This window comes from Streptomyces sp. NPDC049585, from assembly GCF_040675615.1.
Classification (GTDB): domain Bacteria; phylum Actinomycetota; class Actinomycetes; order Streptomycetales; family Streptomycetaceae; genus Streptomyces; species Streptomyces luteosporeus.
This window is the reverse complement of sequence record NZ_JBFAPE010000007.1, coordinates 15,529-41,852: the sequence shown is the minus strand read 5'-3', so window position 1 is coordinate 41,852 and position 26,324 is coordinate 15,529. Positions and strand designations below refer to the sequence as shown.

The following is a 26,324-nucleotide window of genomic DNA, read 5'->3' as shown; positions in this document are numbered from 1 at the left end:
ATGTGCGCTGCTCGCGCGCGTGATCGCGGCCGCCGGGACGGCGGGGCCCCGGTGCCTGAGGATGCCCCGCTCGCAGTGATCGAACCCGTGGACAAGAATCGTCAGCGTGAGCCCCTTCTTCTCCGGCCGCCGACGTGCTGCCGCCGCTGCTGCCGCCGGTTCTGCCGTTCTGACGCTGATAGCCGGGTGTTCCTCGACCGGGTCGGGGAGCGCGGCGCGTCCGTCGGGCTCCCCCTCCGCCTCCTCGACCCCCTCGGCCGCCACCGGGACGCCGCACCCGGGCAAGGGCGAGTCGGCGCCCGACGCCGCCGCGTACCGGCGCTGGGGGCTGGAGCGGCCGCCGGCCGCCCCGCCGGCGCCGCCCGCGAAGAAGATCACGGACGGGATGAGGGACGGGGACGCACCGAAGATCGTGCGGCGCATCCCCACGCAGGACAAGGTCGTCTTCCTGACCTTCGACGACGGGGCCGAGAAGGACCCGCAGTTCGTGAGGATGGCCAAGGACCTGAAGCTGCCGTTCACGATGTTCCTGACGGACAGCGTCGCCCACACGGGCCAGGGCTACGGATACTTCGAGCAGCTGCGCGACGCTCCGGGCGGGGGCGTGCGCAACGGCGTGGACAACCACACGATCGACCACCCGAACCTGCGCACGCTGTCGGCGGAGGCGCAGAAGAAGGAGATCTGCACGCAGCAGGAGACGCTGCAGAAACGATTCGGCGAGCGGCCTGCGCTGTTCCGGCCGCCGTACGGCAACTACAACGACGCCACGCTCGCGGCAGCGCGGGCGTGCGGGGTGCGGGCGGTCGTCCTGTGGGAGGCCACGATGCAGATCAACGACATGCGCTACGCGGAGGGGGACGGGCTGCGGCCGGGCGACATCGTGCTGGCGCACTTCCGCGGGCCGCAGGAGCTCAAGGGGACGACGATGACGCAGATGGTCACGAACATGCTGCGCAGTATCGAGCGCCAGGGCTACACGGTGGGCCGCCTGGAGGACTACCTCTGAGCCCCGCCTCCTCCGGCGCCACGGCACTGCGCCCGGCCCGTGAGGGGCGTACCAGGAGTGCACCCGCGCCCCGGTGGGTAGGGCCTCGGGCGGCCCCCGTCGTCGTACGCGTGCGGCTCGCCGCGGGTGTGAATTGGCACTCCGCTTGACCGAGTGCTAACCGCGTCATAGTCTCGGCTCCGTTGGCACTCTCCCTCGGTGAGTGCCAAACACAGCGACGGGCAGGTCCGGCACCCGCGACGACGGATCGACCTGGTCGCCACCTCAGACAGTTAACCCCGTGAGATCTCCGAAGGGGGAGGTCGGATCGTGACGACCGCCAGCTCCAAGGTTGCCATCAAGCCGCTCGAGGACCGCATCGTGGTCCAGCCGCTCGACGCCGAGCAGACCACGGCCTCCGGCCTGGTCATTCCGGACACCGCCAAGGAGAAGCCCCAGGAGGGCGCTGTCCTGGCCGTGGGCCCGGGCCGCTTCGAGAACGGCGAGCGCCTCCCGCTCGACGTGAAGGTCGGCGACGTCGTTCTGTACAGCAAGTACGGCGGCACCGAGGTGAAGTACAACGGCGACGAGTACCTCGTCCTCTCGGCTCGCGACGTGCTCGCGATCATCGAGAAGTAATTCACCAGCAACACGTCTGCGCCCCTGGCTCCCGCGCCCATTCAGCCGGGCGCCCGGGGCGCAGTTCGTTGAGAGATCGCGAGGATACGTAACCCATGGCCAAGACCCTGAAGTTCGACGAGGACGCCCGTCGCGCGCTCGAGCGCGGCGTCAACAAGCTCGCCGACACCGTGAAGGTGACGATCGGCCCCAAGGGCCGCAACGTCGTCATCGACAAGAAGTTCGGCGCCCCGACCATCACCAACGACGGCGTCACCATCGCCCGTGAGGTCGAGCTCGAGGACGCCTACGAGAACCTGGGCGCCCAGCTGGTCAAGGAGGTGGCGACCAAGACCAACGACATCGCGGGTGACGGCACCACCACCGCCACCGTGCTGGCCCAGGCGCTGGTCCGCGAGGGTCTGCGCAACGTCGCCGCCGGCGCCTCCCCGGCCTCCCTGAAGAAGGGCATCGACGCCGCGGTCAAGGCCGTCTCGGACGACCTGCTGGCCACCGCGCGCCCGATCGACGAGAAGTCCGACATCGCCGCCGTTGCCGCGCTGTCCGCCCAGGACAAGCAGGTCGGCGAGCTCATCGCCGAGGCGATGGACAAGGTCGGCAAGGACGGTGTCATCACCGTCGAGGAGTCCAACACCTTCGGCCTGGAGCTCGACTTCACCGAGGGCATGGCGTTCGACAAGGGCTACCTGTCGCCCTACATGGTCACCGACCAGGAGCGCATGGAGGCCGTCCTCGAGGACCCGTACATCCTCATCCACCAGGGCAAGATCTCCTCCATCCAGGACCTGCTCCCGCTGCTGGAGAAGATCATCCAGGGTGGTGGCTCCAAGCCGCTGCTGATCATCGCCGAGGACGTCGAGGGCGAGGCCCTGTCCACGCTGGTCGTCAACAAGATCCGCGGCACGTTCAACGCCGTCGCGGTCAAGGCCCCCGGCTTCGGCGACCGCCGCAAGGCGATGCTGGGCGACATGGCCACCCTCACCGGTGCCACGGTCATCGCCGAGGAGGTCGGCCTCAAGCTCGACCAGGCCGGTCTGGACGTGCTCGGCACGGCCCGCCGCGTGACCGTCACCAAGGACGACACCACCATCGTCGACGGCGGCGGCAACAGCGAGGACGTCGCCGGTCGCGTGGCCCAGATCAAGGCCGAGATCGAGACCACCGACTCCGACTGGGACCGCGAGAAGCTGCAGGAGCGCCTGGCCAAGCTGGCCGGCGGCGTCTGTGTCATCCGCGTGGGTGCGGCCACCGAGGTCGAGCTCAAGGAGAAGAAGCACCGTCTGGAGGACGCCATCTCCGCGACCCGCGCCGCGGTCGAGGAGGGCATCGTCTCCGGTGGTGGCTCCGCCCTGGTCCACGCCGCCAAGGTGCTGGAGGGCGGCCTGGGCAAGGACGGCGACGAGGCCACCGGTGTCGCCGTGGTCCGCCGCGCCGTTGTCGAGCCGCTGCGCTGGATCGCCGAGAACGCCGGCCTCGAGGGCTACGTCATCACCTCGAAGGTGGCCGAGCTGGAGAAGGGCCACGGCTTCAACGCCGCGACCGGCGAGTACGGCGACCTGGTGAAGGCCGGCGTCATCGACCCGGTCAAGGTCACCCGCTCCGCCCTGGAGAACGCCGCCTCCATCGCCTCCCTGCTGCTGACGACCGAGACCCTGGTCGTCGAGAAGAAGGAAGAGGAGAAGGCGGAGGCCGGCCACGGTCACGGCCACGCCCACTGATCCCTGCGGATCGGATCTGCTCGCGCCGGGGCCCGGCCTCCCTTCGGGGAGGCCGGGCCCCGGCCGCGTTCTCAGCCCTCGGCCGGCACATGGCGCTGGAGGGAGACCCCGCCCAGCTGCCGCAGCAGGCCCAGCAGGTCGTAGGTCCACCAGCCCTCGGCGATCCTGCCGTCCTCCAGCCGGAAGACGGTGGTGCCGGCCATCCGCACCTCCTGGCCGGTGGGCTGCAGGCCCATGAAGTCGCCCTGGTGGCTGCCCTGCCAGGTCCAGCGGACGGCGACCCGGTCGCCCTCGGCCAGCTCCTCGTGCAGGTCGAAGCGGAAGTCGAAGGCGTCGCGCCAGTCGGTGACGTCCCGTTTCATCGCCTCGTGGCCGACGATCGGCTCGGCCCTGCCGATGTCGTGGTCGCGGTAGCCGTCGGTGAAGAGCTCGTCCACGAGTGCGAGGTCGCCGCCGACCGCCACCTCCTCGAAGAACCGCCGCACGGTCGACTTGCCGAGCTGTTCGTCGCGCACGACGTCGAGGTCGGTGAAGGACGGCAGGCCCTCGCAGAGGGAGACGATCTCCTGGAAGACCCGGTCGGTCTCCGGGAGGTTCGAGTTCTCCATCGCCTTCTCGAACGAGGGGAACTCGATGATCTCGATGTAGTGGTCACCGTCGGAGTGGTCCCGGCCGACGACGGAGTGGGTGGCGGTGCGCTTTCCCTCGGTGAGCGCGATCCAGTCGTCCATCAGCCGGTTCATCTTGTCGAAGTGACGGGTCCTGCAGTCGACTACTTGCACGAAAGTCATGGCACGCCTCCCCGGTCCCGGGTGATATGTCCAGGTTAGTCCTGGCGGATCACCCGGGAGGAGCAGCGCAGCGGGGCCGGTGATCGGTTGCGGGGCTCAGTTCGGCCCGTAGCGGCGGCCCGTCGTGGAGCCGGCGCGCGAGACCGCCCGGCGCGGGGCCAGCTTCAGCAGCCCGGTCAGCGCCTTGTACCGCGGGTCGGGAATGGACAGCGCCTTGCCGCGCGCCAGGTCCTTCAGCGCCGCGTCCACCAGCTTGTCGGCGTCCAGCCACAGCCAGCCGGGGATGTTCTCCGTGCCCATGCCGGCCCGCTGGTGGAACTCCGTCCGTACGAACCCGGGGCACAGCGCCATCAGCCGCACCCCGCTGCCGGCCAGGTCGCGCGCGGCACCCTGGGTGAACTGCACGACCCACGCCTTGCTGGCCCCGTACGTGCCGCGCGGCACGAAGGCCGCCACCGAGGCCACGTTGATCACGCCGCCGCGCCGGCGCTCGCGCATGCTCGCCGTGGCGGCCGAGGTCAGGCGCAGCACCGCCTCGCAGTGCACCTTCAGCATCGTCAGCTCGTCGGCCATGGGCACCTCGAGGTAGCGGCCCTTGTTGCCGAAGCCGGCGTTGTTGACCAGCAGGTCCACCGGGTTCTTGCGATCGGACAGCCGTGCCTCGACCGCCTCGATGCCCTCGTCCTGCGACAGGTCGGCGCGGAGCACCTCCACCTCGACGCGGTGGCGGTCGTGCAGCTCGGTCGCCTGCTCGCCCAGCCGCTTCTCGTCGCGGGCCACGATGACCAGGTTGTGTCCGTCGGCCGCCAGCCGGCGTGCGAAGGCCGCGCCGATGCCGGCGGTGGCTCCCGTGATCAGTGCAGTCGTCATACAGGAACGTTAGTGCTCGCGCCGCCCTCCCGGCTGCCCGCCCGGGGGTGCCGTCGCCCCTGCGGGCGCCCCACGGCGGTTTCCTGACGACCCGTGCGTCACATTCGCGCCATTGTTTCCCTTGTTCAGGCGGGTGCTTCCGCGGGCGCGGAAGCCGGTACCGGTGCCGGGCCGTACGCGAGCGCCTTCTCGCGCAGGTGCGGGGGCAGCGCCTCGCCGGCCGCCGGCAGACCGGGCAGCAGGGCCCGCTCCGTGGTCAGGGCGCGGAAGGCGTACGCGATCGTCACCTGGTGGTCGGGGCGGTGCTCGACGGTGACGGGGTCGCCCGCCCGTACGGTGCCGGGCACCAGGACGCGCAGGTACGCCCCCGGTGCGGCCTGCTGGGTGAAGCGGCGCACCCAGCCCGCCTCGTTGAGCCAGTCGGCGAACTTCCGGCAGGGAATGCGCGGGGCGGAGACCTCCAGCAGCAGATCCGTACCTATGCGCCAACGCTCTCCGATGCGCGCCCCGTTGACGTCCAGCCCCCGCGTCGTCAGATTCTCCCCGAACGAGCCCGCCGGCAGCGGACGGCCGAGCTCGCGCTCCCAGCCGTCGAGGTCCTCACGGGCGAAGGCGTACACCGCCTGGTGGTCGCCGCCGTGGTAGCGCAGGTCGGCGATCGCGTCCCCGGCGAGGCCGCTGCCGCCCACGCCCCGCGGGCCGGGCGCGGTGACGGCGACGGGCCCGTCGACGGGCCGCTTGTCGATGCCGCTGGGCAGGTCGGGGGTGAAGGCGCCCTCGTGGCCGGGGCGGTCGAGCGTGCCGTTCCGGCCGACGTTCACGGAGATCACGTACATGGCCGAAGCCTATGGGGTGCGGCTCAAAGCGTCGAACAGATATTTCCCTCCTGATCCAAGGTGGCCTTATGCTCGAAGAATGATCGAGGCTCGTCACCTGAGGGTGCTGCGCGCGGTGGCCACCACCGGGTCCTTCTCCGCCGCGGCCCGTGAGCTCGGCTGCACCCAGCCCGCCGTCAGTCAGCAGATGAAGGCCCTGGAGCAGTCGGCCGGCACCCCGCTGCTGATCCGTACCGGCCGGGAGATGCGCCTGACCGAGGCCGGCCAGGCCCTGGTGCGCCACGCCTCCGGCATCCTGGCCGGGCTGACCGCGGCCGAGGAGGAGATCGCGGCGATCGCGGGGCTGCGGGCCGGGCGGGTGCGCCTGGTGTCCTTCCCCAGCGGCAGCTCCACGCTCGTGCCCACCGCGCTCGCGGAGATGCGCGCCGCCCACCCGGGCACCCGCGTCTCCCTGGTCGAGGCCGAGCCGCCGCGCTCGGTGCAGATGCTCCGGGAGGGCGACTGCGAGATCGCGCTGGCCTTCCGCTACCCCCAGGTGCCCGGAGCCGATCCGGCGGCCGGTGCCGAGTGGGACGACCTCGTCGTACGGCCCCTGCTCAGCGACCGCCTCATCGGCGTGGTGCCCGAGGGGCACCGCCTGGCGGGCGCGGAGCGCATCGCGATGCAGGATCTGGAGCGCGAGCCGTGGATCGCCGGCTGCCCGCGGTGCCGGCGGCACCTGGTGGAGGTCTGCGAGGAGACGGGCTTCACGCCGCGCATCGACTTCGCGACGGACGACTACCCGGCGGTCTTCGGGCTGGTGGGCGCCGGCCTGGGCGTGGCGGTCATGCCGGAGCTGGCCCTGGAGTCGGTCCGGCCCAAGGGCATTCGTACGGTGCCGGTCGAGCCCGTGGTGCACCGCGAGATCGTCGCCCTGACCCTGCCGGACCTCGCACGGGTGCCGGCGGTCGGCGCCATGCTCGACCGTCTGGTGGCCGCAGCGGGGCGCTGAGGGGCGCTGAGGCGTACGCCGACGTGTGCGCAGCGCCGAGCCGTACGCCGGGGCTGGGCGCGCCGAGCCGCGCGTCGCGGCGGATGCGTGCGGGGGCGCTCGGAGGGGCGCTCAGGCGGTCATCGCGCCCGCGCCCGCGCCGCTTGCGTTGATGGGGCGGTGTCGTGCGCGCCCCATGAGCTCCTCGCGCTCGTCCTCCGTCAGACCGCCCCACACGCCGTAGGGCTCCCTGACCGCCAGCGCGTGCGCCGCGCACTCGGCGCGTACCGGACAGCGCATGCAGACCTCCTTGGCGGAGTTCTCCCGGGCGCTGCGGGCTGCTCCCCGCTCGCCTTCGGGATGGAAGAAGAGCGAGCTGTCCACTCCTCGGCAGGCGGCCAAGAGCTGCCAGTCCCACAGGTCGGCGTTGGGGCCGGGGAGGCGGGAGAAATCTGCCATGGCTTGTCCCCTCGAAGCGATCGTCGAATCCGCCGAAGCGATCCGCAGCGAACCGTGCAGGTACCTGCCTCTCCATCTGCCGTATGAGCAGATGAAAATATGACTCATTGCGAATCTAGCCACAGACGCTGGCAAATGGGAAGAAAAACAGGTCCGACCGGGCAAATGGGGCATAGCTTGGCCCGGGAGCAGGGCGCCCCCCGTGCGCCCTGCTCCGTGTCCGCGCCCTCACGTAGAGTGCCGAACACGGCCGACCAAGCCCGTAACTCTTTCGGGTGACCGTCGTTGAGAGGGCGGAGGCGGTTGACGCATGAAGCAGCCGGGCGGGTGGCAGGGCCCGGCGCCGTCGACCGCACAAGGTGACGACCAATACCAGCCTCTGGAGGCTCAAGGTGACGCGCATCAGCTGCGGAGGGCGGCCATGACATCCGTCCTCGTCTGCGACGACTCCCCGCTTGCCCGTGAAGCGCTCCGGCGCGCGGTGGCGACCGTGCCCGGCGTCGAGCGCGTGACGACGGCGGCCAACGGCGAGGAAGTCCTCCGCCGCTGGGGCGCCGATCGCTCGGACCTCATTCTCATGGACGTACGCATGCCCGGGCTCGGCGGAGTGGAGACCGTGCGCCGGCTGCTGTCCGCCGACCCCGGCGCCCGGATCATCATGCTCACGGTCGCCGAGGACCTCGACGGCGTCGCGCTCGCGGTCGCCGCCGGCGCCCGCGGCTACCTGCACAAGGACGCCTCGCGCGCCGAGCTGCGGGCCACCGTGACCCAGGCGCTCGCCGACCCCACCTGGCGGCTGGCCCCGCGCCGGCTGCGCTCCGCCGAGATGGGCGCCGCGCCCACCCTCACCGCGCGCGAGATCCAGGTGCTGGAGGGCATGAGCCACGGCCGCTCCAACGCCGAGATCGGCCGCGAGCTGTTCCTCTCCGAGGACACCGTCAAGACCCACGCCCGACGCCTGTTCAAGAAGCTGGGCGCCTCGGACCGTGCGCACGCCGTGGCGCTCGGCTTCCGCTGGGGACTGGTCCGGTAGGCGTGAGCCGGACCGTTCCGGTGGGCGAGCGGGCGGGGCGGGGCGCCGTGCGCTCCGCCCCCGAGGCCCCGGCCACCCGGCCCGCTGCACGTTTCCCGCGCGCTGCCGCATCCTTGAGGTATGGAGTTCCTCGGGGACGGCTCGGGCAGGCGTGATGGGAAGGTGCGGGAGATGACCGCCGGCGCACCCGCTCATAACGCTTCGGTGCACAACTATGGATGCGGTGCCACGGAGAATCCGGCTTCACGGCACCATGGACCGATGCGCGACGACGACACGACAGCCATTGGCGCGCTCGTCGCCCGCGCAGCCGAGGGCGACCGGCGGGCCACGCACGACCTGCTCGCCCTGGTGCACCCGCTCGCGCTGCGCTACTGCCGCACGCGGCTCTCCCGCCTGCCGGGCGATGCCCGGCACTTCGTCGACGACCTGGCCCAGGAGGTCTGCCTCGCGGTGCTGTGCGCCCTGCCGCGCTACCGCGACACGGGCCGCCCCTTCGAGGCGTTCGTGGTGGCCATCGCCGCCCACAAGGTCGCCGACCTGCAGCGCGCCGCGATGCGCCACCCGGGCAGCACGGCCGTGCCCTCCGACGAGATGCCGGAGCAGCCGGACGATTCGCTCGGCCCGGAGGAGAGGGCCCTGCTCAGCAGCGATGCCGAGTGGGCCAAGAAACTGCTCGCCAACCTCCCGGAGAACCAGCGGGAGCTCGTGCTGCTGCGTGTCGCCGTGGGGCTGACGGCCGAGGAGACGGGACAGATGCTGGGCATGTCGCCCGGTGCCGTGCGCGTCGCCCAGCACCGGGCGCTGAGCAGGCTGCGGGCGCTCGCCGAACAGTGAGCCGCCCGCCTCGCGCGGTGCCTTCGTACGGCACGTCGTACGAAGCTCCAAGTGATGCGGGCCTCACTCCTCGTGGGATGGGACACCCTGCGGCGGCCGTTAGCATGGGAGTCCTCGCTGGGGCAAGACCATTTGGGAAGGTGTCATGACTGACAACGTCGACGGACTGCCCGGGAAATTCGCGATGCTCGGTCTGACATACGACGACGTCCTGCTGCTGCCGGGCGCCTCAGAGGTCCTGCCGAACACCGTGGACACCTCCTCCCGGGTCTCGCGCAACGTGCGGGTCAACATCCCGCTGATGTCCGCCGCCATGGACAAGGTCACCGAGGCCCGCATGGCCATCGCCATGGCCCGCCAGGGCGGCGTGGGCGTCCTGCACCGCAACCTCTCCATCGAGGACCAGGCCAACCAGGTCGACCTGGTCAAGCGCTCGGAGTCCGGCATGGTCTCCGACCCGATCACCGTCCGCCCGGACGCCACGCTCGCCGAGGCCGACGCCCTGTGCGCCCGCTTCCGCATCAGCGGCGTCCCGGTGACCGACGAGGCCGGCAAGCTGCTCGGCATCGTCACCAACCGCGACATGGCCTTCGAGACCGACCGCGCCCGCGCCGTGCGCGAGGTCATGACGCCGATGCCGCTGGTCACCGGCAAGGTCGGCATCTCCGGCGAGGACGCCATCGAGCTGCTGCGCCGCCACAAGATCGAGAAGCTGCCGCTGGTCGACGACAGCGGCGTGCTCAAGGGCCTGATCACGGTCAAGGACTTCGTCAAGGCCGAGAAGTACCCGAACGCCGCCAAGGACGCGGGCGGCCGCCTGATCGTCGGCGCCGCGGTGGGCGTGGGCGACGAGGCGTACGAGCGCGCCCAGGCGCTGGTCGAGGCCGGCGTGGACTTCCTCGTCGTGGACAGCGCCCACGGCCACAGCCGCGGCATCCTCGACATGATCGCCAAGGTCAAGTCCAACATCAACGTCGACGTCGTCGGCGGCAACGTCGCCACCCGCGACGGCGCCCGGGCGCTCATCGACGCCGGTGCGGACGGCGTCAAGGTCGGCGTCGGCCCCGGCTCGATCTGCACCACCCGCGTCGTCGCCGGCATCGGCGTCCCGCAGGTCACCGCGATCTACGAGGCCGCCCAGGCCTGCCACGCGGCCGGCGTGCCGCTCATCGGCGACGGCGGCCTGCAGTACTCCGGCGACATCGCCAAGGCGATCGCCGCCGGTGCCGACGCCGTGATGCTGGGCTCGCTGCTGGCCGGCTGCGAGGAGTCGCCGGGCGAGATGGTCTTCATCAACGGCAAGCAGTTCAAGTCCTACCGCGGCATGGGCTCGCTGGGCGCGATGCAGTCCCGTGGCCAGGCCCGGTCGTACTCCAAGGACCGCTACTTCCAGGACAACGTCCTCTCCGAGGACAAGCTGGTGCCCGAGGGCATCGAGGGCCAGGTGCCCTACCGCGGCCCGCTGGCCTCGGTGGCCCACCAGCTCGTCGGCGGCCTGCGCGCCTCCATGGGCTACGTCGGCTCCGCCACCGTCCCCGAGCTCAAGGACAAGGGCCGCTTCGTGCGGATCACCTCCGCGGGCCTGAAGGAGAGCCACCCGCACGACATCCAGATGACGGTGGAAGCGCCGAACTACTCGCGCCGCTGACCCGGCGCCCGCCGGGCCGGTGGCCCGGGGGTCGTCCCGCGGGAGATGCAGTACGCCCGCCGGTAGTAGTGCCGTAGCTTCCTACAGTGCCGCAGGAGCCCGCGACCGCCAGGCCGCGGGCTCCGCCGCTTCGGGGATACTGGATGCGGCAGACGGAGCGCCAGAGCAATTGGAAAGGCCACAGACGTGACTGAGATCGAGATCGGGCGCGGCAAGCGCGGGCGCCGGGCGTACGCCTTCGACGACATCGCCGTCGTCCCCAGTCGCCGCACCCGCGACCCGAAGGAGGTCTCGATCGCCTGGCAGATCGACGCCTACCGCTTCGAGCTGCCGTTCATGGCCGCCCCCATGGACTCGGTCGTCTCCCCCGAGACCGCCATCCGCATCGGCGAGCTGGGCGGCCTGGGCGTGCTCAACCTCGAGGGCCTGTGGACCCGCTACGAGGACCCCGAGCCGCTGCTTGCCGAGATCGCCGAGCTGGACGAGCGCACCGCGACCCGCCGCCTGCAGGAGATCTACGCCGCCCCGATCAAGGAGGAGCTGATCGGGCAGCGCATCAAGGAGGTCCGCGACTCCGGCGTCGTGACCGCCGCCGCGCTCTCCCCGCAGCGCACCGCCCAGTTCTCCAAGGCCGTCGTCGACGCCGGCGTGGACATCTTCGTCATCCGCGGCACGACCGTCTCCGCCGAGCACGTCTCGTCCGCCGCCGAGCCGCTGAACCTCAAGCAGTTCATCTACGAGCTCGACGTCCCCGTCATCGTCGGTGGGTGCGCCACCTACACCGCGGCCCTGCACCTGATGCGCACCGGCGCCGCGGGCGTGCTCGTCGGCTTCGGCGGCGGCGCCGCCCACACCACCCGCAACGTCCTGGGCATCCAGGTCCCGATGGCCACCGCCGTCGCGGACGTGGCCGCCGCCCGCCGCGACTACATGGACGAGTCCGGCGGCCGCTACGTGCACGTCATCGCCGACGGCGGCGTGGGCTGGTCCGGCGACCTGCCCAAGGCCATCGCCTGCGGTGCCGACGCCGTGATGATGGGCTCCCCGCTCGCCCGCGCCACCGACGCGCCGGGCCGCGGCCACCACTGGGGCATGGAGGCCGTCCACGAGGACGTGCCGCGCGGCAAGCGCATGAACCTGGGCGTGGTCGGCAGCACCGAGGAGATCCTGCTCGGCCCCTCGCACACCCCCGACGGCTCCATGAACTTCTTCGGCGCCCTGCGCCGCGCGATGGCCACCACCGGCTACAGCGAGCTCAAGGAGTTCCAGCGTGTCGAGGTGACGGTCGCCCCGTCGCAGCACGACAACCGCTGACGCCACGCCCTGTCGGCTTTCGAACGGGCCCGTACCGCCACGGCGCGGTGCGGGCCCTTCGTCTTGCCTGAACTGTTCGTCGGCGGTTCGTCAGTGCCGTATAAAGGAGCGCCATATAAAGGTTCGATCGTAGGGAATACTGGCGACTTATGGCGCAAAGCAAGTCGTTCAGCGGCAGGGACATGGGCATCGACCTCGGCACCGCGAACACGCTGGTGTACGTACGGGGCAAGGGAGTGGTGCTCAACGAGCCCTCGGTCGTCGCCGTCAACGCCGAAGACGGCAGTGTGCTCTCCGTCGGCTCGGAAGCCAAGGAGACCATCGGTCGGACCCCCTCCAACATCGTCGCCATACGCCCCCTGCGGGACGGCGTCATAGCCGACTTCGAGGTGGCCGAGCGGATGCTGCGGCACTTCATCAAGAAGGTGATGGGCAACCGCTTCTTCTCGCGGCCGCGGGTCGTGGTGTGCGTGCCCTCCGGCATCACCGGCGTCGAGCGGCGCGCGGTCATCGAGGCCGCCTCCCAGGCCGGGGCCCGGGCGGTGCACCTGGTGGAGGAGCCCATGGCGGCGGCGATCGGCGCGGGGCTGCCGGTCAGCGAGCCGACCGGCTGCATGGTCGTCGACATCGGCGGCGGCACCACCGAGGTCGCCGTCATCTCGCTGGGCGGCATCGTCACCGCCCGCTCGGTGCGCACGGCGGGCGACGCGATGGACGCGGCCATCATGTCGTACGTCAAGAAGGAGTACGCCCTCGCGATCGGTGAGCGCACCGCCGAGGAGCTCAAGATGACCATCGGCTCGGCCTCGCCGGTCTACTGGGCCCCCGCCAACGGCGCGATCGGCGACTCCGAGGAGACCCAGGGCCTCGCGCCCTCGGACCGCACCACCATCCGCGGCCGCGACCAGGTCAGCGGCCTGCCCAAGACGCTGGAGCTGACGGCCGACGAGATCCGCCACGCGCTCACCGAGCCGGTGGACGCGATCGTGATGGCCGTGCGCCAGACCCTCGACGAGACGCCGCCGGAGCTCTCCGGCGACATCATGGACCGCGGCATCGTCCTGACCGGCGGCGGTGCACTGCTGCGCGGGCTGGACGTGCGGCTCAGCCGCGAGCTGGACATCCCGGTGCTCATCGCGGACGACCCGCTGGACTGCGTCGCGGTGGGCACGGGCCGCTGCGTGGAGAACTTCGCCTCGCTGCGGACGGTGCTCGACGCCCAGCCGCGGATGCTCTCCACCGGCCGCCTCTAGGCGCCTTCCGGCGCACCCGCCCTACAGGCGGTGTGCCGAACCGGCGGGGCTCGCGCCCCGGGTGTCCAGCAGCAGCTGCGCCTTGACCGCGAGCCCCTGCAGGTCGTACGTGCAGTGGTGCTGCAGAAGCACCGTCAGGTCCGCCTCGGCCGCGGCCTCGTAGAGGCAGTCCGCCCGCGGCACGGGCCGGCCCAGTACGTGCCAGTGGGCGGCGTAGGGGTCGTGGTAGCTCAGCAGGGCGCCCATCTTCATCAGCCGGACCGCGATCTCGTGGGCCGGCGAGCCCTCCTGGTCGGCGACGTCGGGCTTGTAGCTGACGCCCAGCAGCAGGACGCGGGCGCCGCGCGCGGACTTGCCGTGCTCGTTGAGGAGCGCGGCGCAGCGCTGGATGACGTAGCGGGGCATGCGCCCGTTGATCTCCTGGGCCATCTCCACCAGGCGCAGCGGGTCGCCGAGGCCACGGCTGCGGTAGGAGGGCAGAGCGCCGGGGTCGATGGGCACGCCGTGGCCGCCGACGCCGGGACCGGGGCGGAAGGCCTGGAAGCCGAACGGCTTGGTCTCGGCACAGCGCAGGACGTCCCACAGGTCGATGCCGATGTCGTGGCAGAAGACGGCCATCTCGTTCGCCAGCGCGATGTTGACGTGCCGGTAGTTGCTCTCCAGCATCTTGACGGCCTCCGCCTCGCGCGGGCCGCGGGCCCGGACGACCTTTTCGCAGATCCGCCCGTAGAAGGCGGCGGCGGCCTCGGTGCAGGCGGGGGTCAGGCCGCCGATGACCTTGGGGGTGTTGGCCAGGCCGTGGAGGCGGTTGCCCGGGTCCAGGCGGCCGGGGGAGTAGGCCAGGTGGAAGTCGCGGCCCGCGCGCAGCCCGGAGCCGCTTTCGAGGATGGGACGCAGGTATTCCTCCGTGGCGCCCGGGTAGACGGTGGACTCCAGGACAACAGTGGTGTTCGGCCGCAGCCGGGGAGCCAGGGCGCGGGCGGCGTCGCCGACGGCGCCGAGGTCCAGTGCCCGGTCCTCGCCCAGCCGGGTGGGTGCGCAGATCACGGCCGTACGGACCCTGCCGAGCTCGGCGTCCTCGGTGGTGGCGCGGAAGCCGGCGGCGACCATCCGGCGCACGACTCCCGCGGTGAAGCCGTCGGCGCCGCCGGAGGGCACCCGGCCCGCGCGCAGCTCGGCGACCGTGCGGGCGTCGGTGTCGTAGCCGACGGTGGGGATGGCGGCGTCGGTCGCGGCCCGGGCGAGCGGGAGGCCGAGGTGGCCTAGGCCGATGACGGCGAGGTCTGCGGGCATGGCGGCGGGCATGGGGCGATGCGGTCCTTCCCGGAAGGGGGACGTCCGGCGGGGCTCGGCCGTTACATCAGGTTAGGCGGATATATGACTGATATCCGGTATTGCCCAGGTGTGCCGGGTGTGGTGTCCGGGGCCCCGGCCGGGCGGCTCGCGCACGGCCCGGGCGGCCGATCTGGGGCAGCATCGAAGAGAGGACGGGTACTCGCCCGCGCGGCGGGTACGCGGAAGCGGCCAGGCGGGAGGCAGTGGTGAGGACAGCGACACTCGGGCCGGCCGAGCGCGGCGAGGCGCTCGCCCGGATGGCGGAGCGGGAACTGGACATCCTGGTGGTCGGCGGCGGCGTCGTGGGCGCCGGCACCGCGCTGGACGCGGCCACCCGTGGGCTCGCGACCGGCCTCGTCGAGGCCCGGGACTGGGCCGCGGGCACCTCCAGCCGCTCCAGCAAGCTCATCCACGGCGGTCTGCGCTATCTGGAGATGCTCGACTTCGCCCTGGTGCGCGAGGCGCTCAAGGAGCGCGGCCTGCTGCTGCAGCGCCTGGCCCCGCACCTGGTCAAGCCGGTGCCCTTCCTCTACCCGCTGCAGCACAGAGGATGGGAGCGCCTGTACGCCGGCTCGGGCGTGGCGCTGTACGACGCGATGTCGCTGTCGTCCGGGCACGGCCGCGGGCTGCCGGTGCACCGCCACCTCAGCCGCCGCAAGGCGCTGCGGGTGGCACCCTGCCTGCGCAGGGACGCCCTGGTGGGCGCCCTGCAGTACTACGACGCGCAGATGGACGACGCCCGCTACGTCACCACCCTCGTGCGCACTGCCGCCGCCTACGGCGCCGATGCCGCCAACCGCGCGCGGGTGGTGGGCTTCCTGCGCGAGGGCGAGCGGGTGGTCGGTGCCCGGGTGCGCGACCTCGAACAGGGCGGCGAGTTCGAGATCCGTGCCCGGCAGGTCGTCAACGCCACGGGCGTGTGGACGGACGACACCCAGCAGCTCATCGCCGAGCGCGGCCAGTTCCACGTGCGGGCCTCCAAGGGCATCCACCTGGTAGTGCCCAAGGACCGCATCCACTCCACCACCGGGCTGATCCTGCGTACCGAGAAGAGCGTGCTCTTCGTCATCCCCTGGGGCAGGCACTGGATCATCGGTACGACGGACACCGACTGGGACCTGGACAAGGCCCACCCGGCCGCCTCCAGTGCCGACATCGACTACCTGCTCGAACACGTCAACTCGGTGCTGGGCGTGCCGCTCACCCGCGACGACGTGCAGGGTGTCTACGCGGGGCTGCGCCCGCTGCTGGCCGGCGAGTCGGACGCGACGAGCAAGCTCTCGCGCGAGCACACGGTGGCCCACCCGGTGCCGGGGCTGGTGGTCGTGGCGGGCGGCAAGTACACCACGTACCGCGTGATGGCCAAGGACGCCGTGGACGAGGCCGTGCACGGGCTCTCGCAGCGGGTCGCCGACTGCGTCACCGAGGACGTGCCGCTCGTGGGCGCCGAGGGCTACCGGGCGCTGTGGAACGGCCGGGCACGGCTCGCGGTGCGCACGGGCCTGCACGTGGCCCGCGTCGAACACCTGCTCAACCGCTACGGGTCGCTGGTCGACGAGGTGCTCGCCTACGTCACCGCCGACCCGTCGCTGGGCGAGCCGCTGACGGGCGCCGACGACTACCTGCGGGCGGAAGTCGTCTACGCGGCCTCGCACGAGGGGGCGCGGCACCTGGACGACGTGCTGACCCGGCGCACGCGGATCTCCATCGAGACCTTCGACCGCGGTACGCGCTGCGCCCGCGAGGTCGCCGAGCTCATCGCGCCGGTGCTGGGCTGGGACGCGTCCCAGGTCGACAAGGAGGTCGAGCACTACGAGAAGCGCGTGGAGGCCGAACGCGAGTCGCAGCGCCAGCCGGACGACCTGACGGCGGACGCGGCCCGGCTGGGGGCGCCGGACATCCAGCCGGTGTGAGTGGCGCGTAAGGGCTGGCGGTGACCGTCTTGTGACAGGGCGGCAGCAACGGGAACCGGACGTTCCGGAAGGAAGTCCTCCCAAAGGGAGCCGCGGAGGCGTCGCCGGGCACCTCGGCATGCACTCGTCACCGGGGCTCTCGGACCCTGGCCTTCCACCGGTCCGCGGATGAGAGACAATGGTCGCTCTGCCAGGGTCGGTTGGTCGCAGAGCTGATTGCCAGAGGGGACGCATGTCGGAGGCGGAGCAGACGCAGGGCACGACAGGGCGCCTCCTCGCCGGGCGTTATCGCCTCGGAGGCGTCCTCGGGCGCGGTGGTATGGGCACCGTCTGGCGTGCCACGGACGAGACCCTGGGCCGGGTCGTCGCAGTGAAGGAGCTGCGTTTTCCGGCCAACATCGACGAGGACGAGAAGCGACGCCTCATCACGCGCACGCTGCGCGAGGCCAAGGCCATCGCCCGCATCCGCAGCGCCGGCGCCGTCACGGTCTACGACGTCGTCCACGAGGACGACCGGCCGTGGATCGTCATGGAGCTCATCGAGGGCCGCTCGCTCGCCGACGTCATCCGCGAGGACGGTCCGCTGCACTGGCGCCGAGCCGCCGAAGTCGGCCTCGCCGTCCTCGACGTGCTGCGGGCCGCCCACCGCGAGGGCATCCTGCACCGCGACGTGAAGCCGTCCAACGTGCTCATCGCGGACGACGGCCGCGTCGTCCTCACCGACTTCGGCATCGCCCAGGTCGAGGGCGACCCCTCCGTCACCTCCACCGGCATGCTGGTGGGCGCCCCCTCCTACATCTCCCCCGAGCGCGCCCGGGGCCAGAAGCCGGGCCCGCCGGCCGACCTGTGGTCGCTGGGCGGCCTGCTGTACGCGGCCGTCGAGGGCGCGCCGCCGTACGACAAGGGGTCGGCCATAGCGACCCTGACCGCCGTGATGACCGAGCCGCTGGGCCCGCCGAAGAACGCCGGCCCGCTGGCCGAGGTCATGTACGGCCTGCTGGCCAAGGACGCCCACAAGCGCCTGGACGAGGCCGGTGCCCGCGCCCTGCTGACGGACGCGGTCAACGCCCCCGACGAGCACCTGGTGAAGAAGCCGAAGCGCGACCCGGACCTGGAGGCGACGCAGGCGATCGCCATGCCGTCCATACCGGACAAGCCGGCCCGCGCCGCGGGCGGCGCGTCCGCCGCGCCGGCGAAGGCGGGCAAGCGGGAGTCCGGCGGGGAGCGCACGCAGCGCACGCCGTCCTCCGCACCCTCCCTGCCGCGGGGTGCGGCGGGCTCGTCCCCGGCGGCCGGCCCGGCCGGCCCGGCCGGTTCGGCCGGTTCGGCCGGGCGCACGGGCGCCGCGCGCTCCGGCGACGGCGCCGGAGCGCGCCACCGCGGCGCCTTCCGGCCCCTGCAGGACATCGACGCGGTGAGCGCGTCGGCCGCGCGCTCGGAGGAGTCCGGGCAGCCCCTGAAGCTGCGCGTGGGCAGCGTCGCCGCCGGCGCCCGGGGCGCCCGTGGCCTGCGCGGCGGCACGACGTACGGCCGGGCCTCCCTCACCGACGTCGTCCCGCGCAAGGTCCTGCTCGCGGCGGCGGTCGTCGTCGTCCTCGTCGTCATCGGCACCGTGCTCGCCATCTCCCTGAGCGGCGGCAAGGACGAGGACAAGGGCGGCTCCCCCGCGCCGCACAAGAAGGCCGCGCTCGTGCTGACCACCCCGGGCACCCCGGCCGCCGGCGGACCGGCCGGGACGTACTGAGCCGTACGGGCCCTGAGGGGCCGGCCCGGCACGTATCGTGAAGGACCGGGGACCGTACGCATCCGTACGGGACCGCGAGGCGCCCGTCAAAGCGTCGCGTGCCGACCGCCTTTGACGGTCGTTCGGGGCAGTGCCGGGCCGCACGGTGGGCACGAGGGGATCGCACGATCGGGGAGGCGTCGTGGACGACTACGCGGGCCGGGTGCTCGCCGACCGCTACCGTCTGCCGCAGCCCCCGTCCGATGCGTACGAGTTCGTCGAGACGAGAGCCTTCGACACCTACAGCGGCCAGGAGGTCCTCGTCCGGCAGGTGCCGCTGCCGGAGGTCGTCGACGCGGAGGTCGTGGGCGCGGATGCCTTGGGCGCGGAGGCCGTGGGGGAGGACGCCCCGCGCCGCGGCGTACGACGGGGCCGGGGCGCCGACGGCCCCGCGGTGCGCCGGGCCCTGACGGCCGCCACCGCCGCCGCGCAGATCCCCGACCACCCCCGGCTCGACCAGGTCTTCCACGTCTTCGTCGAGGCCGGCAGCCTCTGGGTCGTCAGCGAACTGGTCTCCGCACGCCCGCTGGCCGCCGTCCTCGCCGAGCGCACGCTGAGCCCGCACCGGGCGGCCGAGGTGGCCGCCGACGTCCTGACCGCCCTGCGGACCCTGCACAACCAGGGCTGGACGCACCGCAACATCACCGCCCGCACGGTCCTCATCTGCGACGACGGCCGCGCCATCCTCACCGGTCTGGCCGCGGGCGCGGCCGAGGAGGCCCTCTGCGGCTACGACCCCGTCCCCCGCCCCCGCGTGCCGCAGACGAACGCCGTGCCCCCGGGCCCTGCGGCGAACCGTGGCGGGACGGCCGGCGCGACGGCCGGCGGCGGGGCCGCCGCCGTGCCGCGGCAGGGCGGGCCCGCGTACCGCGACCAAGGGGCCGCCGGTGGGCCCGGGCGCGACGGCGCCGGCCCGGGGCGCACCGGCGGGCTCGACCCCCGCGCCGTGCGGTCCGGTGCCATCGCCGCCTATCACGCGGCCGCCCGCGCCGCCGCCGCGAAGGCGGCGGCCCGGGCCGGAGCCGCACCGGCCACCGGGGCCTCGACCTGGGGCGGCGGCAGCGCCGCCAGCGGCACCGCGCCCGCGCCCGAGAGCACCCCGCCGGGCCGGCCGGACGCCCTGCTGCCCGGCCCGGAGCCGGAGCCGGGCCGCAAGGATGCCGCCCCACAGCCGGCCACGTCGCCCGGGACGGCGGCCCGGGGCGGCTGGGACCTGCCGGCCGGACCGGCCGACGCCCTCGCCGCCGAACGGGCCCGCCAGGCCCGCATGCTCGTCGTGGGCGCCGTCACCGAGCGCTGGGCGCCCGAACAGGCCTGGCCCGTGCAGGAGAACTGGCAGCTCGCCCCGCCCGTCGGCCCCGCCGCCGACCTGTGGGCGCTGGGCGCCCTGCTCTTCCGCGCCGTGCAGGGGCACGCCCCCTACCCGGAGGACAGCACGGCCGAGCTCGTCCAGGTCGTGTGCGCCGAGCCGCCCGCGTACGCCGAGGAGTGCGGTGCGCTGCGGCCCGTCGTGGAGTCCCTCATGCGCAAGGACCCGGCGGAGCGCCCCGACTTCGAGGAACTGCGCGGCTGGCTGCGCTCCCTGATCCGCTCCGCACCCGAGCCCGACCTGGGAAGCCGTACGGTCACGGTGCCCTCGATCGGCGCGCCCGCGGCCGAGGCGCGCCGACTGCCGGTCGTGCGGCGCCGCGGCGAGCTGGTCCGGCGCCGCCGTGGCCGGGCCCCGGCCGGGGCCGCCCGGCAGGCCGTGGTGCACGGGCGCCACAAGCGCACCGCGCGCGAGGCGGAGCGCGGTCCGGCGGAGACCACCGGGCACCTGCGCCAGGAGGACGTACGCACCGCCCCGGCCCCCTACCGCCTCGGCCGGCTGCTCGTGGGCCTCATCCTGCTCACGCTCATCGGCGCCGTGGTCTACGCCCTGCTGTTCATGCCGCGCGCGGACGACAGTGCCGACCGGGCGCCGAGCGACCGCACGGGCTCGGCCGGTGCCGTGAGCGCGGCGCCGGGGAACAGCGCCGCGGCGGACATCCTGGACCAGGCGTCCGCGGGCGGCGCGGCGGCCGGTGCCCCGGCCAAGGGCTTCGGCCTGCGCACGGACCCGGAGGGCTTCTCCGTCTCCGTCGCCCGGGACTGGCAGCGCCGCGGTGCCAACGAGCGCGGCCAGGTCGTCTACGTCGGCGGCGACTACGAGCTGATCGTGGTGCCGGGCAGGGACAAGGCGGCGGAGTTCGGCCGTGACCCCATGGCCTACCAGCAGGACAAGGAACCGGAGCTGGCCCCCTACCGCTCGTCGTCGTGGTCGGGCGCCTCGGGCCTCAAGCGCGTCGACGTCGGCACCACCGCAGCGGCCGAGGGCGCGTTCAACTGGAACGACAGCAGCGGCCGTCAGGTGTACGTGCGCAACGCCGCCGTACTGATGGGGGACCGCTTCCACGTCATCCAGGTGCGCGGACCGATCGACGAACAGCGCTCGGTCGACACCTTCTTCGAGCAGGCCCGCTCCAGCTACCGCGCCGGTGGCTGAGCCGAGAACCGCTCGCGCAGCGGCTGCTTGAGCACCTTGTGCAGGGTCCCGCTGCGCGGCAGCTCGGCGACGACCTCCAGCTGCTCGGGCAGCTTGTGGACGGCCAGTCCGGCGGCGCGCAGATGGTCCGTGACGTCCCGGAGGGCCAGCGGCCGGGCCCCGGCCGGCTGCTGCACGACCGCGCACACGCGCTCGCCGCGCTCGGCGTCCGGCAGGCCGATGACGGCGCAGTCCTCCACATCCGGGTGGCGGTGGAGGAGCTGCTCGATCTCCTGCGCGGAGATGTTCTCCCCTTTGCGGATGATGACGTCCTTCAGCCGTCCGGTCAGGACGAGGAAGCCGTCGTCGGTGAGGTGCCCGCGGTCGCCGGTGTGCAGGAAGCCGTCGGCATCGAACGCCTCGGCCGTGTGGGCGGGGTCGAGGTAGCCCCGGCACACCGCCTCCCCGCGCAGGCACACCTCCCCGTCGCTGCCGGCGGGTGCCGTGGTGCTGTCCGGCGCGATGATGCGGATCTCCATGCCCGACCGCGGTGGCCGCCCCTCGGTGCCGGCCAGCCGCTCCTGCGGGTCCTGCGGGCGGCCCATGGTGATGGTGGGGGCCTCGGTCATGCCGTACCCGTGCAGGAGCCGGCACCCCAGCTCGCGGACCACCTCGTCGTACAGCTGCGGCGGCCTGGGCGCCCCGCCGCCCGCCAGCATCCTCAGGGTGGGGATGATCCGGCGGCCGGGATCCTTGCGCTGCTCGGCGAGGAACATCGAGTAGAACGCGGTGGAGCCGCCGGCCAACGTCACCCCGTGGCGGCGGTAGGCGCCCAGCGAGCCGGGCAGCGAGAAATGCTCGAAGAGCACCACCGGGAAGCCGCGCAGCAGCGCCATGACCGTGTAGTCCGGGCCCGCCACGTGCGCGTAGGGGAAGGCCATGGACCCCACGTCGGCGGCCGTCCTTCCGAGCGCGTCGGCGAGGTGGGCCCCGGCGGCGATCAGGCTCCGGTCCGAGTGCAGGACGCCTTTGGGGTCGGCCGTGGTGCCGGAGGTCCAGTGGATCCAGCGGACCTCCGTGCCGTCGGTGGGCGGGGGCGGCAACGGCGCGGGGTCCGCCTCCGGCAGGGCGTCGTAGGCGGTCACGACGAGCGGGGGCACGGGCAGGGCGCGGGCCAGGCGGCGGGCCATCGCCGTGTGGTCGAAGCCCCGCAGCACCCCGGGCACCGCGAGGAAGGCGGCACCCGTCGCCCGCAGCGCGTGCCCGGCCTCGCGGTCGCGGTAGGCGGGGACGAGGGGCGACTGGACCGCCCCGAGCCGCGCCAGCGCGAAGCTGAGGACGACGGTCTCGATGCGGGTGGGCAGCTGCCAGACGAACCGGCTGCCCGGCCGCACGCCCAGCAGGTGCAGCCAGGCGGCGACCGCCTCGGCGCGGGTGGGCAGGGCGCCGAAGGTGATCCGCCGGTCGCCGGCCGGGCCGTCGGCGGCCGGCGAGTCGGCCTGGACGAAGGCCGGTGCATCCGGGGTGAGGGCGGCACGGCGGGTCAGGAGCTCCCACAGGGTGGGGGAGCGGTCGAGGCCCCCGGCGGACTCCCCGGCGGGCTCCTCAGCGGTGATGACGTGCTGCACGGCGACCCCCAGGACGTCGGGCCCGCACCTGATGGTGCGTCAGCAATGTCGTGGAGCGTAGGTCGCCGTGCCTTGCCGGTCCAGGGGGTGCGGGCTAGCCTCCGACTAACTGACGGTCTGTCAGATTGCGAGGTGTGCTCATGGACCTGCCGCGCATCGTCAGCGTCGACGACCACGTCATCGAGCCGGCGCATCTCTTCGACACCTGGCTGCCGGCGAAGTACCGCGAGCGGGGTCCGAAGCCGCTGACCGCCGGAATCGGCGAGCTCGCGTACGTGGGGGGCCGGTACCGCTTCACCACCGACCCGGAGGGCGAGCCCACGGACTGGTGGGAGTACGAGGGGAGCCTGTTCCCGTACAAGCGGGTGATCGCCGCGGTGGGCTTCGACCGGGACGCGATGACGCTGGAGGGCATCACGCGCGCGGACATGCGCCCCGGCTGCTGGGACCCGGGCGAGCGCCTGAAGGACATGGACGTGGGGCACGTGGAGGCATCGTTGTGCTTCCCGACGTTCCCGCGGTTCTGCGGACAGACCTTCGCCGAGGCCGCGGACAAGGAGGTCGCGCTCGCCTGCGTGCGCGCCTACAACGACTGGATGGTCCAGGAATGGTGCGGTGACAGCGGAGGCCGGCTGATCCCCCTGTGCCTGATCCCGCTGTGGGACGTCCGCCTGGCGGTGGCGGAGATCGAGCGCAACGCCGCGCGGGGGGTGCGCGCGGTCACCTTCAGCGAGCTGCCCACCCATCTGGGGCTGCCCAGCATCCACACCGGTTACTGGGATCCCTTCTTCGCCGCCTGCCAGGACACCGGCACGGTGGTGTGCATGCACATCGGCTCCTCCTCGCAGATGCCGGCCGCCTCCCCCGACGCTCCGCCTGCCGTGCAGGCCACGCTGTCCTTCAACAACGCCATGGCCTCGCTCGCCGACTTCCTCTTCAGCGGCGTCCTCGTCCGCTTCCCCCGCCTCAAGCTCGCCTACAGCGAGGGACAGATGGGCTGGATCCCCTACGCCCTGGAGCGCGCCGACGACGTCTGGCGCGAGCACCGGGCCTGGGGCGGGGTGCGCGACCTGGTGCCCGAACCGCCCTCCAGCTACTACTACCGCCAGGTCTTCTGCTGCTTCTTCCGCGACAAGCACGGCGTCGCCTCCCTGGATGCCGTCGGGCGCGACAACGCCACCTTCGAGACCGACTACCCCCACGTCGACTCCACCTGGCCCCACACCCGCCAGGTCGCCCTCGACCACGTGCGGGGTCTCGACGACGTCACCGTCCACAAGATCCTGCGCGGCAACGCCATCCGCATGCTCGGCCTCGACCTCGCCTGCGGCCCCGACGGTGCGGGGGCCTGAGCACCGTGGACCTCACCAGCACCCCACAAGAGGAGGCGTTCCGGGCGCGGCTGCGGCGCTGGCTGCGCGAGACGCTGCCCGCACTGCCCACCCCGCCGGACCCGGCCGACTGGCCCGCCCGCCGGGCCTACGACTGCGCCTGGCAGCGGGCGTTGTACGACGCGGGGTACGCCGGACTGCACTGGCCGGCCGACGCGGGCGGCGGCGGTGCCGGCCCCACCCGGCACCTGATCTTCCTGGAGGAGACCGAACGGGCCGGCGCCCCCTATGTCGGAGCGAACTTCGTCGGGCTGCTCCACGCCGGCCCCACCATCGCCGCCGAGGGCACGGCCGCGCAGAAGGCGCGCTGGCTGCCGCCGATCCTGCGCGGCGAGGAGGTGTGGTGCCAGGGCTTCTCCGAACCCGAGGCCGGCTCGGACCTCGCCTCCCTGCGCACGCGGGCGGTGCGCGACGGCGACGCGTACGTCGTCACCGGCAGCAAGGTGTGGACCTCCCACGCCCAGGTGGCCGACTGGTGCGAACTGCTGGTGCGCACCGACCCGGACGCCCCCGGCCACAAGGGCCTGTCCTGGCTGGTGATGCCGATGGACGCGCCCGGCATCACCGTCCGCCCGCTGCGCACCCTCACGGGGACGGCCGAGTTCGCGGAGGTCTTCCTCGACGGGGTGCGGGTGCCCGTCGCCCACCGTGTGGGCGCCGAGAACGACGGCTGGCGCGTCTGCATGGTCACCCTCGCCTTCGAGCGCGGCACCGCGTTCGCCGGCGAGGTGATCGCCTGCCGGCGCACCCTGGTCCGGATCGCCCGGGAAGCACACGACAACGGCCGATGGCAGGACGCCGTCCTGCGGCGCAGGCTCGGCAGGCTCAACGCCGAGCTTCTTGCCCTGTGGCGCCTGGTGCAGTGGAACGTCAGCGAGGCCGAGGCGAGTTTGCGGGAGGGCGGCAGCGGGGCGCCGGGGGTGGGCGGCTCCGTCTTCAAGCTGCGCTACTCGCAGGCGCGCCAGGAGCTCTACGACGCGGCTGCCGAGGTGCTCGGTCCTCGGGCGCTGGACGCCGGGCACGAGTGGACGACGGGACGGCTGTCGTCCCTCTCCTACACCATCGCCGCGGGCACCTCGCAGATCCAGCAGAACATCATCGCCGAGCGCGTTCTCGGCCTGCCCCGGGGACGGTGAGCGGCCTTGCACTTCCGGCTGAACGACGACCAGCGCTCCGTGCAGTCGGCCGCCCGGGCCCTGCTGGCGGCCCGCTTCCCCCGTGAACGGCTGCGCGCAGCAGTGGACACCGCTGCACCGCACGACGGACCGGACCGGGCCCTGTGGCAGCAGTTGGGCGAGGCCGGCTTCTTCTCCTTGCGGCTGCCGGCGGAGGCGGGCGGGGCCGGCCTGGGGCTTGCGGAGGCCGTTCTCGTCCTGGAGGAGGCGGGGCGCTGCCTCCTGCCGGGACCCGTGGTGGCCACGCAACTGGCGGCCGGGTCGGTGCCCGGTGCGGCCGAGGGGCAAGCCGTCGTGACGGCACCCGACCGCTCCGGAACGGTCGAACACCTTGCCGCAGCCGACGCCGTCCTGCTCCTCGACGACGCGGCGGTCCGAGTGCTGCCGACCGCCGAAGGTACGGGGCCGGTGGTGCTCTCCGCCCGCCCGCTGCACTCCGTCGATCCGACGACCCCCCTGCACCTGGTGGAACTCCCCCTGCCGCACCCAAGGTCGCCGGCCGTGGAGGTGGCCGGGAAGCCGGCCCGTACGAGGGCGGAAGCGGCCCTGCTCACAGCGGCGCTCCAACTCGGCAATGCTGCCCGGACACTGGAGATGGCCGTCTCCCATGTGACGCGAAGGCGGCAGTTCGGGCGCCCTGTCGGCGCCTTTCAAGCCGTGCAGCACGTGTGCGCACAGATGCTCGTGCGTACGGAAATCGCACGCGCTAGCGTCTATGCAGCGGCCCTGACCGCTACTCATGGTGAGATCGCTGCGGCCAAATTGCTCGCCGACGAGGCTGCTGTCCGCAATGCCCGTGACTGTTTGCAACTGCATGGCGGTATCGGGTTCACCTGGGAGGCGGACGTCCATCCGTACCTGAAACGTGCCTGGCTGCGGGCCGCCCAGTGGTGCTCGGCCGGTGACGCCGAGGAACTGCTGGCCGGCGCACTCCTCGACGAGTCCGGGAATTGCGGGCAGGAAATCGCGAATGACCCAAATGATTCGCTGTGAAGGATGTGGGTGAATTGCCGCTCTTGACCCGATCGACAGTCACTCAGTGTCGATATCGACGCGATTTCTTCCAGTAACTCGTCACTGTGTGGAGTCGTTGCATCTCTCGGGTACTCTCCGTGAGGTGCGAGTGGTTCAGAGGCGCAATAAAAACGGTGTCGCCACAGCGGTGACAGTCGGTGCCGGAGTGCCCTTCGTGCAGTGCGTTCCGGGGCGGAAGGCGCCTCGATGTTCGACCCCTCATCAA

At 72.6% G+C, this 26,324-nt stretch carries 20 protein-coding genes and 1 pseudogene; 15 read left to right on the top strand and 6 right to left on the bottom strand.

Annotated features, from left to right (window positions below):
* Positions 1-106 precede the first annotated feature (106 nt).
* The 3 genes from AB0K17_RS10705 (at position 107) to groL (ending at position 3,345) form a co-directional block, all read left to right on the top strand.
* Positions 107-1,009 (top strand): polysaccharide deacetylase family protein, encoded by a 903-nt coding sequence (locus tag AB0K17_RS10705; RefSeq protein WP_365982791.1) that lies wholly within the window; start codon positions 107-109, stop codon positions 1,007-1,009.
* A 309-nt stretch (positions 1,010-1,318) separates the two neighbouring features.
* Complete coding sequence (gene groES, locus AB0K17_RS10700) at positions 1,319-1,627, top strand: co-chaperone GroES (RefSeq protein WP_004955293.1); 309 nt, start codon at positions 1,319-1,321, stop codon at positions 1,625-1,627.
* 95 nt (positions 1,628-1,722) lie between these two features.
* Positions 1,723-3,345 carry a chaperonin GroEL gene (groL, locus tag AB0K17_RS10695; RefSeq protein WP_365982790.1) on the top strand — a complete coding sequence of 541 codons (1,623 nt, stop codon included), beginning with the start codon at positions 1,723-1,725 and terminating at the stop codon, positions 3,343-3,345.
* A gap of 71 nt (positions 3,346-3,416) precedes the next feature.
* Here the strand turns inward: groL and AB0K17_RS10690 are convergent, their stop codons facing one another.
* From AB0K17_RS10690 to AB0K17_RS10680, 3 genes are all read right to left on the bottom strand, one after another.
* Positions 3,417-4,136 carry an ester cyclase gene (locus AB0K17_RS10690; RefSeq protein WP_365965669.1) on the bottom strand — a complete coding sequence of 240 codons (720 nt, stop codon included), beginning with the start codon at positions 4,134-4,136 and terminating at the stop codon, positions 3,417-3,419.
* Positions 4,137-4,232: 96 nt separating this feature from the next.
* Positions 4,233-5,006, bottom strand: coding sequence for an SDR family oxidoreductase (locus tag AB0K17_RS10685; RefSeq protein ID WP_365965668.1), 774 nt, complete (start codon positions 5,004-5,006; stop codon positions 4,233-4,235).
* A gap of 125 nt (positions 5,007-5,131) precedes the next feature.
* The gene (locus AB0K17_RS10680; protein WP_365982789.1) at positions 5,132-5,842 is read right to left on the bottom strand and encodes an MOSC domain-containing protein; all 711 of its coding nucleotides are present in this window, start codon (positions 5,840-5,842) and stop codon (positions 5,132-5,134) included.
* Between the two features lie 79 nt (positions 5,843-5,921).
* On the opposite strand from AB0K17_RS10680, the gene AB0K17_RS10675 reads away from it, so the two are divergent.
* Complete coding sequence (locus tag AB0K17_RS10675; protein WP_365965666.1) at positions 5,922-6,833, top strand: LysR family transcriptional regulator; 912 nt, start codon at positions 5,922-5,924, stop codon at positions 6,831-6,833.
* Between the two features lie 111 nt (positions 6,834-6,944).
* On the opposite strand, the gene AB0K17_RS10670 is transcribed toward AB0K17_RS10675, so the two are convergent.
* Positions 6,945-7,271 carry a WhiB family transcriptional regulator gene (locus AB0K17_RS10670; RefSeq protein ID WP_344435113.1) on the bottom strand — a complete coding sequence of 109 codons (327 nt, stop codon included), beginning with the start codon at positions 7,269-7,271 and terminating at the stop codon, positions 6,945-6,947.
* Between the two features lie 421 nt (positions 7,272-7,692).
* On the opposite strand from AB0K17_RS10670, the gene AB0K17_RS10665 reads away from it, so the two are divergent.
* The 5 genes from AB0K17_RS10665 to AB0K17_RS10645 all read left to right on the top strand — a co-directional run bounded on the left by AB0K17_RS10665 (position 7,693) and on the right by AB0K17_RS10645 (position 13,356).
* Positions 7,693-8,304, top strand: coding sequence for a response regulator transcription factor (locus tag AB0K17_RS10665; protein ID WP_003948568.1), 612 nt, complete (start codon positions 7,693-7,695; stop codon positions 8,302-8,304).
* Between the two features lie 261 nt (positions 8,305-8,565).
* On the top strand, positions 8,566-9,141 hold the full coding sequence (locus AB0K17_RS10660; protein ID WP_344435112.1) for a sigma-70 family RNA polymerase sigma factor: 576 nt from the start codon (positions 8,566-8,568) through the stop codon (positions 9,139-9,141).
* A gap of 145 nt (positions 9,142-9,286) precedes the next feature.
* Positions 9,287-10,789: an IMP dehydrogenase gene (gene guaB / locus AB0K17_RS10655; RefSeq protein ID WP_365965665.1), complete on the top strand. Its 1,503-nt coding sequence runs from the start codon at positions 9,287-9,289 to the stop codon at positions 10,787-10,789.
* Positions 10,790-10,975: 186 nt separating this feature from the next.
* Positions 10,976-12,103 carry a GuaB3 family IMP dehydrogenase-related protein gene (locus tag AB0K17_RS10650; RefSeq protein WP_344435110.1) on the top strand — a complete coding sequence of 376 codons (1,128 nt, stop codon included), beginning with the start codon at positions 10,976-10,978 and terminating at the stop codon, positions 12,101-12,103.
* A 149-nt stretch (positions 12,104-12,252) separates the two neighbouring features.
* On the top strand, positions 12,253-13,356 hold the full coding sequence (locus AB0K17_RS10645; RefSeq protein WP_365965664.1) for a rod shape-determining protein: 1,104 nt from the start codon (positions 12,253-12,255) through the stop codon (positions 13,354-13,356).
* A gap of 21 nt (positions 13,357-13,377) precedes the next feature.
* Here AB0K17_RS10645 and AB0K17_RS10640 read toward each other — a convergent pair whose 3' ends face one another.
* Positions 13,378-14,649 carry a nucleotide sugar dehydrogenase gene (locus AB0K17_RS10640; protein ID WP_365965733.1) on the bottom strand — a complete coding sequence of 424 codons (1,272 nt, stop codon included), beginning with the start codon at positions 14,647-14,649 and terminating at the stop codon, positions 13,378-13,380.
* A 248-nt stretch (positions 14,650-14,897) separates the two neighbouring features.
* On the opposite strand from AB0K17_RS10640, the gene AB0K17_RS10635 reads away from it, so the two are divergent.
* From AB0K17_RS10635 to AB0K17_RS10625, 3 genes and pseudogenes are all read left to right on the top strand, one after another.
* Positions 14,898-16,604, top strand: coding sequence for a glycerol-3-phosphate dehydrogenase/oxidase (locus tag AB0K17_RS10635; RefSeq protein ID WP_365965663.1), 1,707 nt, complete (start codon positions 14,898-14,900; stop codon positions 16,602-16,604).
* Between the two features lie 232 nt (positions 16,605-16,836).
* Positions 16,837-18,264 (top strand): annotated as a pseudogene (locus tag AB0K17_RS10630) (serine/threonine-protein kinase); the annotation flags it as partial.
* Positions 18,265-18,529: 265 nt separating this feature from the next.
* Positions 18,530-20,911 carry a protein kinase gene (locus AB0K17_RS10625; RefSeq protein WP_365982788.1) on the top strand — a complete coding sequence of 794 codons (2,382 nt, stop codon included), beginning with the start codon at positions 18,530-18,532 and terminating at the stop codon, positions 20,909-20,911.
* On the opposite strand, the gene AB0K17_RS10620 is transcribed toward AB0K17_RS10625, so the two are convergent.
* Entirely contained in the window at positions 20,893-22,518 is a 1,626-nt protein-coding gene (locus tag AB0K17_RS10620) for an AMP-binding protein (protein ID WP_365982787.1), read from the bottom strand. The two genes, AB0K17_RS10625 and AB0K17_RS10620, sit on opposite strands and share 19 nt — an antisense overlap.
* A gap of 140 nt (positions 22,519-22,658) precedes the next feature.
* Here AB0K17_RS10620 and AB0K17_RS10615 point away from each other — a divergent pair, with 140 nt between their 5' ends.
* From AB0K17_RS10615 to AB0K17_RS10605, 3 genes are read left to right on the top strand one after another with little or no spacing between them, the layout of a single operon-like run.
* Positions 22,659-23,870, top strand: a complete 1,212-nt coding sequence (locus tag AB0K17_RS10615; RefSeq protein ID WP_365965659.1) for an amidohydrolase family protein — start codon at positions 22,659-22,661, stop codon at positions 23,868-23,870.
* Positions 23,871-23,875: 5 nt separating this feature from the next.
* Positions 23,876-25,045, top strand: coding sequence for an acyl-CoA dehydrogenase family protein (locus tag AB0K17_RS10610; RefSeq protein ID WP_365965658.1), 1,170 nt, complete (start codon positions 23,876-23,878; stop codon positions 25,043-25,045).
* Positions 25,046-25,051: 6 nt separating this feature from the next.
* Positions 25,052-26,077 (top strand): acyl-CoA dehydrogenase, encoded by a 1,026-nt coding sequence (locus AB0K17_RS10605; RefSeq protein WP_365982786.1) that lies wholly within the window; start codon positions 25,052-25,054, stop codon positions 26,075-26,077.
* Positions 26,078-26,324: the final 247 nt, after the last annotated feature.

Excerpts from the sequence above, each read along its gene's own strand:
- groL (WP_365982790.1), top strand. The coding sequence starts at position 1,723 with ATGGCCAAGACCCTGAAGTTCGACGAGGACGCCCGTCGCGCGCTCGAG.
- AB0K17_RS10690 (WP_365965669.1), bottom strand. The coding sequence starts at position 4,136 with ATGACTTTCGTGCAAGTAGTCGACTGCAGGACCCGTCACTTCGACAAG.
- AB0K17_RS10685 (WP_365965668.1), bottom strand. The coding sequence starts at position 5,006 with ATGACGACTGCACTGATCACGGGAGCCACCGCCGGCATCGGCGCGGCC.
- AB0K17_RS10680 (WP_365982789.1), bottom strand. The coding sequence starts at position 5,842 with ATGTACGTGATCTCCGTGAACGTCGGCCGGAACGGCACGCTCGACCGC.
- AB0K17_RS10675 (WP_365965666.1), top strand. The coding sequence starts at position 5,922 with ATGATCGAGGCTCGTCACCTGAGGGTGCTGCGCGCGGTGGCCACCACC.
- AB0K17_RS10670 (WP_344435113.1), bottom strand. The coding sequence starts at position 7,271 with ATGGCAGATTTCTCCCGCCTCCCCGGCCCCAACGCCGACCTGTGGGAC.
- AB0K17_RS10665 (WP_003948568.1), top strand. The coding sequence starts at position 7,693 with ATGACATCCGTCCTCGTCTGCGACGACTCCCCGCTTGCCCGTGAAGCG.
- AB0K17_RS10660 (WP_344435112.1), top strand. The coding sequence starts at position 8,566 with ATGCGCGACGACGACACGACAGCCATTGGCGCGCTCGTCGCCCGCGCA.
- guaB (WP_365965665.1), top strand. The coding sequence starts at position 9,287 with ATGACTGACAACGTCGACGGACTGCCCGGGAAATTCGCGATGCTCGGT.
- AB0K17_RS10645 (WP_365965664.1), top strand. The coding sequence starts at position 12,253 with ATGGCGCAAAGCAAGTCGTTCAGCGGCAGGGACATGGGCATCGACCTC.
- AB0K17_RS10640 (WP_365965733.1), bottom strand. The coding sequence starts at position 14,649 with ATGCCCGCAGACCTCGCCGTCATCGGCCTAGGCCACCTCGGCCTCCCG.
- AB0K17_RS10615 (WP_365965659.1), top strand. The coding sequence starts at position 22,659 with ATGGACCTGCCGCGCATCGTCAGCGTCGACGACCACGTCATCGAGCCG.